Origin of the sequence: Geodermatophilus siccatus (assembly GCF_900103785.1) — a bacterium.
Taxonomy (GTDB): Bacteria; Actinomycetota; Actinomycetes; order Mycobacteriales; family Geodermatophilaceae; genus Geodermatophilus; species Geodermatophilus siccatus.
In genome coordinates this window covers 21,002-27,913 of record NZ_FNHE01000021.1, presented here as the reverse complement: position 1 = coordinate 27,913, position 6,912 = coordinate 21,002, and the positions used below count along the sequence as shown (strand labels likewise).

Genomic DNA, 6,912 nt, shown 5'->3' with positions numbered 1-6,912 from the left:
CCGCCCGGGTGCGGCTGCCGCTCCCCCCGGTGCTCATGTACCACTCGATCAGCCCGTCGGCCGCGCCCGACCCGCACCGGCTGCGGGTGCACCCCGACCGGCTGGACCGGCACCTGCGGCTGCTGCGCCGGCTGGGGCTGCGGGGCGTCTCGCTGACCGAGCTGGTGCGCGCCGCCGACCGGGGCGCGGCCGCGGGCCTGGTCGGGCTCACCTTCGACGACGGCTACACCGACTTCCTCGACTTCGCCGTCCCGGTGCTGCGGCGGCACGGGATGACCGGCACCGTCTACGTCGTCGCCGGCCGCCTGGGCGGGCACAACGAGTGGGACACCGGCCCGCGGTTGGCCATCATGGACGCCGACCAGGTGCGTGCCGTGGCCGCGGCCGGCCAGGAGGTGGGCAGCCACACGCTGACCCACGCCCGGCTGGCCGGCGCCGAGCCGGCCGTCCTCGCCGCCGAGGTGGGGGGGAGCCGCCGGGTGCTGGAGGACGTGCTGCAGGCCGAGGTGACCGGCTTCTGCTATCCCTACGGCTCCTACGACGAGGCCGCGGCCGACGCCGTCCGGGCCGCCGGTTACGACAACGCCTGCGTCACCGGCGACTACTCACCCGGTGACCGGGTCACGCTGCCGCGCTGCTACGTCAGTCCGCGCGACACCCGGGCGCACGTCGTGGCCCGGCTGGCGCGCCACCACCTTCGCCAGCGCCGCGCCGTGGCCGTGACATCCATGGCGCGGAGGTCCGTGGCCGGGACAGCAGAGACGACGGGGTCGGAGCGGTGAGCCGACCATGACCTCCTGGGCGTCTGGGCTGCTCGGCAGCCGTGCCACCGCGGCGGTGCTCGGCCAGGGCACCCAGGCGCTGGCCGGGCTGGCGCTGCAGGCGGCCGCCGCGCGGCTGCTCGGCGCCGCGGGCCTGGCCGTCTTCGCCCTCGTCTACGGCGCGCTGGTCCTGGGGACCGCGGTCTGCAGCGGCCTGGTCGGCGACTCGCTGACCGTGCTGGACCGCACCGACCGCGGCACCCGCGCCGGCCTGCACGTGTGGACGGCGCTGATCTCCACCGGCGTCGGCCTGGCCGGCGCGGCCGCCGCGCTGCTCAGCGGGCTGGTGCCGGTGTGGGCCGGGCTGCTGCTCGGGCCGGCCTGCGCCGCCTTCGTCGTCGAGGACACGCTGCGCCGGCTGCTGATGGCCACCGGCCGGTACCGCGCGCTGCCTGCGGTCGACCTCACCAGCCTCGCCGGAGCGCTCGCGGCGCTGGGCGTCGCCGGGCTGACCGGCGAGATCACCCTCGCCTCCTTCGTCGTCGCGCTGCTCGTGGGTCAGACGGCGGCCGCGGTCGTGGCCTGGTGGCGCGTGCCGCCGGGCGAGCGGCCGCGCGGCCCGTGGCGCCGTCCCGACCTGCGCGGCGTGGCCGCCTTCGGCGTCTGGCGGGCCGCCGCCCACACCGTCCGGCCCGGTCTGCTCACCCTGCTGCGGGTGCTGGTCGTCGCGGCGGCCGGCGCCGCCGCGTACGGGCCGCTGGAGGCCGCCCGGGTCTACACCGCCCCGACGCTCACGCTGGTCGCCGGCATCGGCACCTTCCTGCTGCCGCACTTCGTCGGCCTGCGCGCCCGGCCGGTGGCCGAGAGCCTGCGCGTCGCCGACCGCGCCGCGGCGGGGCTGGCCGCGGGCGTCGGTGCGATCGGGATCGCCGGGCTGCTGGTCCTGCCGTGGCTGGGCCCGGTGCTCACCGGCGGGGACTACGCGGTGCCCGCGGCCGCCGTCGTCGGCTGGTCGGTCTACGCCGTCGCCGGCGCGGTGCTGCTGCCCTACGCCTCGCTGGCCTCGGTGCACGGCGGCCAGAGACGGGTGCTGGCGCTGCACGCGCTGGAGTTCGGCGCGCTGGGCGCGGTCGCCGCCCTGGTCCTCCTGCTGCCCGCCGGGGTGGCCTGGACGCCGCTGGCCCTGGCACTCGGCCCGGCGCTCGCAGCCCTCGCCGTCCGGCAATCGGTCGTCGTGCCGATGACGCGGCGTGACCCGCAGCGCCCGGTCACCGAGCCAGCACCGGTCTGATCGCACCCGTCGTCATCTGGTCCACCCGGCTGGCGGAGTCCCGACCCGACCTGGACGCCGCTGGGTGACTCAACCGTCCCGGCGGCCGGCGGACCACAGCAGGCCTCCCACGGCGAGGAGTGCGACCGCCCAGCCGAGGACGACGAAGAGGTCGCCGACGTGGACGCCATGGGTCCGGGTCAACCGCACGAGGACGGGGCCCTCGTTGAGGTACTGGCCGGTCAGCAGGAGGACGGCGAAACCCGACAGGACCACCGCGACGACGAGGGCGGACAGCCAGCGGAACACCGCTCGACGGTAGCCGCGCGGCACCGTGCCGCGACGTCGGCACGGCCGACGCCGGCCAGCGCACGGCCGAACGGCTCCAGCGCCGAGTGCCCTCGGCCGGTGACGGCGGCATGGGTGCCACCGGGTCCTGGTTCGTCGTCGGCTGCCTCATGCTGTCGGTCGTCCACGTCCGGCGCAGCCGCCGGGCGCGCGGAGTGGTCGTCGTCCTGGCGCTCGCCGGCGGTGAGTCCGCTCACGGTCGGCTTCGTCGCCCGTCGCGGCGGAGGACGGCTGGGTACCTTGAGTGCAGAACCGATGCCGCACTGTTGCGGTGTGGAATCCCGCTGTGGCCGACCGGAGGCTCCCTCGGCCACGACCAGTGCATCGGCGCACCTCAGCTCGAACCGCCGGCGGGCGAGCCTGCGCTGGCGGTCGTTCGACCCTCGAAAGGACTCCTCCGTGCTGTACCTCGTCCTCACGCTGGGGATCGGCCTCGGCCTGGTCTTCACGGCGGTCTTCACCGCGATCGCCGCGGTGTACCTCTCGGACCCGCGTGCCGGGGTGGCGGCCGCTCGGGCGCGCGCCGCCCGCCGCCGGGTGTGGGCCGATCCGAACGAGGCCGCGCGGGCCGTCGGCAGCTGGGGCTGAGGACCTTCCGCGACCAGGGGCGTCCGCTCAGGACTCCGGCAGCAGCCCGGCGTCGGCCTTGGCGGTGAGCGCGGTCCGGACGGCCGCGTCGACCGTGGCGGAGAACGCGGGGTCGCTCTCGGCGCGGGCCACGATGGCGTCGATCATCTCCGTCACCAGGCCGGCGTCCATGGTGAGCATGAGGGTGCCTCCGGCCTCGAGGAAGCGGATCACCCGCTCGTCGGCCGGCAGGTCCTGGACGGCCTGAGCTGCGCCGATGTCGTCGGAGATGACCACCCCGTCGAAGCCGAGCTGCTCGCGCAGCAGGTCGGTGACGACGACGGGGGAGAAGAGGGCCGGCGTGCTCGGGTCGATCCGGGTGTAGGTGGCCGACGACATCATCACGAAGGGCTCGGCGTCCGAGCCGGCGAGCGTGCCGAAGGCGGCGACCTGGTCGTCGTCGCCGGTGGTGACGTCGTCGGTGGCATCGCGGCTCTTGTCGGGGTTCTCCTGCACCCGGCCGAGGCCGGGGAAGTGCTTGAGCGTGGGGGTGACCCCGTGCGCGGCCAGGCCGTCGGCGACGGTTCCGGCGGCGGTGCTGACGGCGTCGGCGGTGCTGCCGTACTGGCGGTCCCAGGCACCGATGGGCGCGTTGGCGTCCTCGGTGCCCTCGGGGACGACGTCGACGACCGGCGCCAGGTTGAGGTTGATGCCCGCGCTGCTCAGCGATGCGCCCATGTCGTCGGCGAGGCCGGCCAGTTCCTCGGCCGGCATGCGGCCCTGGCGGGCGGCCGACGGGAGGTCGGCGAAGCCCGGGCCGGAGAGCGTCTGGACGGCGCCGCCCTCCTGGTCGACGCCGATCCAGGGGCGCGGCCCCGGTGCCGCCTCCGCCCACCGCGCGGTCTCGGTGGCCAGCTCGTCCGCGGGGATGCTGCTGCGGCCCTGGAGGAAGACGCCACCCAGGCCCCCTGCGGCGAACGCGTCGGCGGGGGAGAGGTCGGTGAGCGCGACCCCGACGACGATGAGCTGGGCGACCTGCTCGCGGCGGTCCAGGTCGGCGAGGGCCGCGTCGACCGGGTCGGTCTCCGGGCTCGGGGTGGGCGGGGGCGCGGAGCCGGACGTACCGGGCGCCGTCCCGGGGCCGGCGGTCGGCGCCGCGCAGGCGGTGGTCAACAGGCAGATCAGGGCGCCGACGACGGCACCGAGGCGGGAAGAGCGCATCGCGGCCCATTCTCCGCCGCGCGGAGGGCGACGGCGTGCCGGCCGGCGGGTCGCGGGATGTGCGACCTGCCGGTGTGTCGCCGACCTTCTACGCTCACCCCACCTCGTCTTCCCCACGGGGCGTCCTGTCGTCGATACGTGTCGTGGAGCGTGGATGCCGCCGGTCGAGCTGACGTGGGGAGCGGCGACCGCCGTGGGCCAGCGGGAGGACAACCAGGACCGACACCTGGCCGCTCCGCCGGTGTTCGCGGTCGCAGACGGCATGGGGGGTCACGTCGGAGGCGCTGCGGCTGCGGAGGCGGTCGTCGAGGCGCTGCGGTCGTTGACGGGGTCCGAGACGACGACCGTCGAGGCGATCCGGCTGGCGTTGCAGCGGGCCGACGGCGAGATCCGCGCGTTCCAGGGGCCGGACAAGGCCGGCGCGGGGACGACGGTCGCCGGCGTCGCCCTGGTGGACGAGGGTGCGGGGCCGCAGTGGGCGGTGTTCCACGTCGGCGACTCGCGTGTGTACCGCTGGCACGGGGGCCAGTTGGAGCTCGTCACCCGGGACCACTCGGTCGTGCAGGAGCTCATCGACGCGGGGTACATCTCTGACCAGAGCGCTGCGACGCACCCGCAGCGCCACATCATCACCCGCGCACTGGGTGTCGGTCCCCGCCCGGAGGCCGACGTCGTCCTGCTACCCGTCGTGCCGGGTGAGCGCCTCCTCGCCTGCTCCGACGGGTTGACCGGTGAGCTGACCGACGACCGGATCGCAGCGATCATGTCACTCGACGGCGCACCGGAAGAAGCCGCGACGTCGCTCGTCGACAACGCCGACACGAACGGAGCGCGCGACAACGCCACCGTTGTCGTGGTCTACGCAACAGGGCCGTGATCACGGATCCTCCTGGCCTCGGTCGGTGACCCGACGCAGACCCTCAATCCGCGTGAGTTGTCGTCACCTCGCGGCCGGACGGACGTCCCGGAGCCCGTGCCGCTCAGGCGGCGACGGGAGCGGGCAGTTGCACTCGGATACTGGTGGACAGGACGTCGGCCAGCGGGCGGAGCGCTGCGGCGACCAGGCCCGCGACCTCCTGGTGCACCGCGGCGTGCTGTCCGATCGGGTCGGCGATGTCGTCGCTGTCCGCGGTCGGCCCGTCGGCGCGGGCGGCGTCCAGACGGCGGCCCAGTTCGCGGGCGCGTGCGGTGAGCGGGAGCAGGGACAGGCCGGTCAGGTCCGCTCGCTGCACCAGGTCCGCGGCCTCGGTCAGCGTGAACGTGCGACGCAGACCCCGAGGACTGGCCTCGAGCACGGTGCGGCGTTGGTCGCGGGTCATGGTGAGCGCCAGGTCGGCGTCCTGGGCTATCTCCGGCGGGAACTCGCGTGACAGGAAGCCGCCGGGTCCCCGCCCAGGTCGACGAGCGCGGCGGCGGAGTGCCGGTCGATCGGCTGTCCAGAGGTCGCGCCCATGCCTGCGCTGTCGATCTGGACGATGTCGGCCTCGGGACTGTGCAGGAGCTTCTCCCGTGTCCATGCCGTGGCGAGCCGCTCGGCGACCGGCGAGCGGCACACGTTCCCGGTGCAGACGAAGAGGATGCGCACGGCTCGACGCTGGGTCGCATGCAGTCGCGACAGGAGCATTCACTGAGGACCTCACCCGCGACGGGGAGGTGCATGCGCAACGCCCGACGCAGTCGCCCCGAGCAGCCCGCTGTCGGGGGACGCGCCCTAGCTGCACTGGTGCTCCCAGTCCCCGTTGAAGAACGCGTTGCCCGCCTTCACCCACGGGTAGCAGACGACGCCACCGAGGTAGACCTCTTCATACTGGTCCAACGGCAAGGATGCTGTGACCTCGAAAGGCGACCCAGCCGGCATCGTGATCCTGTGTGTACTGGTCTCGTCCCCTTCGAGGACCGTCATGTCGAGGAAGAAGGAACAATACTTCTCTTCGGTACTCGCTGAGACGATGATGACTTGCTGCTCTCCCTGCTTGAGCGAGATGGTCCGCGCTGGGAAGTAGTCCTCCGGCTCCCCTGTTGGTGAGCCGTCCATCGAGGCGACCTTCGCCACCGGATTCGAGTCATCCAGATCGAAGTGCATCCTGATGGAGTCGTCCGCTCCAGCAGGCGGGTCCTCGAACCAGAGTCCATCGAGCGGCGCCGAGCAGTCAGGGTGGACCTCCAAGTTCGTGATCCTGACGCTCCCCGTCCTGTTTCCTGACAGTGCCAACTGTATGAGGACGATATCGGGGGCAACTCCACCCCGGCTCTCCAACCACTCCACCGAGTCCATTCCGCCGAAGTCTTGATCGATCTGATTGAGCTCGGCCAGGTCGGCGTCCGTAAATGATGCACCTCGGGCGAACGCGACCGAATCGCCGTACATGTCGCTGCGGAACTCCATGACCTGGTCCACGGAGACAGGAGGCCCTGTCTCCGTGGCCTTGGTGACTACCTCCTCGAGGCGGCTGCCCACGGCGGTGACTGCGGTGGCCGTCAGGGCCGTACCGATGACCCCCGCGACCCAGGTCACCGGACGTCTCCACCACACCGGGCGTGAAGCGGGGGCGGCAGCGCCGGCAGGGTCGCCGGAGACCGCTGCTTCACGCTGGATCCAGCGACGCAGGGTGGTCTGGTTGATCCCGAGCTGCTCACTGACCTGACGGCGAACCGCAACCTCAGGATCCCCGGTCTCCCTCAGTCGCTTCTTGTACATCTGGACCGCCCGAGCGCGGCTCTCTGGGTCATATCGCTTCCGCCCTG

The 6,912-nt window shown here is 73.4% G+C and carries 9 protein-coding genes; 4 read left to right on the top strand and 5 right to left on the bottom strand.

Annotated elements, in window-relative coordinates:
- A partial coding sequence (locus BLS21_RS23885; RefSeq protein ID WP_139177279.1) for a polysaccharide deacetylase family protein occupies positions 1-782 on the top strand: 782 nt, incomplete at its 5' end.
- 7 nt (positions 783-789) lie between these two features.
- Positions 790-2,052 carry a hypothetical protein gene (locus BLS21_RS23880; RefSeq protein ID WP_091224329.1) on the top strand — a complete coding sequence of 421 codons (1,263 nt, stop codon included), beginning with the start codon at positions 790-792 and terminating at the stop codon, positions 2,050-2,052.
- 69 nt (positions 2,053-2,121) lie between these two features.
- On the opposite strand, the gene BLS21_RS23875 is transcribed toward BLS21_RS23880, so the two are convergent.
- The gene (locus tag BLS21_RS23875) at positions 2,122-2,340 is read right to left on the bottom strand and encodes a hypothetical protein (protein WP_091224327.1); all 219 of its coding nucleotides are present in this window, start codon (positions 2,338-2,340) and stop codon (positions 2,122-2,124) included.
- 438 nt (positions 2,341-2,778) lie between these two features.
- On the opposite strand from BLS21_RS23875, the gene BLS21_RS23870 reads away from it, so the two are divergent.
- Complete coding sequence (locus tag BLS21_RS23870; RefSeq protein WP_091224325.1) at positions 2,779-2,967, top strand: hypothetical protein; 189 nt, start codon at positions 2,779-2,781, stop codon at positions 2,965-2,967.
- A gap of 27 nt (positions 2,968-2,994) precedes the next feature.
- On the opposite strand, the gene BLS21_RS23865 is transcribed toward BLS21_RS23870, so the two are convergent.
- A complete protein-coding gene (locus BLS21_RS23865) occupies positions 2,995-4,167 on the bottom strand; it encodes a glycoside hydrolase family 3 N-terminal domain-containing protein (protein WP_175479734.1) in 1,173 nt (390 codons plus the stop codon).
- Positions 4,168-4,321: 154 nt separating this feature from the next.
- Here BLS21_RS23865 and BLS21_RS23860 point away from each other — a divergent pair, with 154 nt between their 5' ends.
- Positions 4,322-5,044: a PP2C family protein-serine/threonine phosphatase gene (locus tag BLS21_RS23860; RefSeq protein ID WP_175479733.1), complete on the top strand. Its 723-nt coding sequence runs from the start codon at positions 4,322-4,324 to the stop codon at positions 5,042-5,044.
- 103 nt (positions 5,045-5,147) lie between these two features.
- On the opposite strand, the gene BLS21_RS23855 is transcribed toward BLS21_RS23860, so the two are convergent.
- The 3 genes from BLS21_RS23855 to BLS21_RS23845 all read right to left on the bottom strand — a co-directional run bounded on the left by BLS21_RS23855 (position 5,148) and on the right by BLS21_RS23845 (position 6,865).
- Entirely contained in the window at positions 5,148-5,486 is a 339-nt protein-coding gene (locus tag BLS21_RS23855; protein WP_091224321.1) for a hypothetical protein, read from the bottom strand.
- Positions 5,487-5,512: 26 nt separating this feature from the next.
- Positions 5,513-5,752, bottom strand: coding sequence for an arsenate reductase/protein-tyrosine-phosphatase family protein (locus BLS21_RS23850; protein ID WP_175479732.1), 240 nt, complete (start codon positions 5,750-5,752; stop codon positions 5,513-5,515).
- A gap of 126 nt (positions 5,753-5,878) precedes the next feature.
- On the bottom strand, positions 5,879-6,865 hold the full coding sequence (locus tag BLS21_RS23845) for a hypothetical protein (protein WP_139177278.1): 987 nt from the start codon (positions 6,863-6,865) through the stop codon (positions 5,879-5,881).
- Between the last annotated feature and the right edge of the window lie 47 nt (positions 6,866-6,912).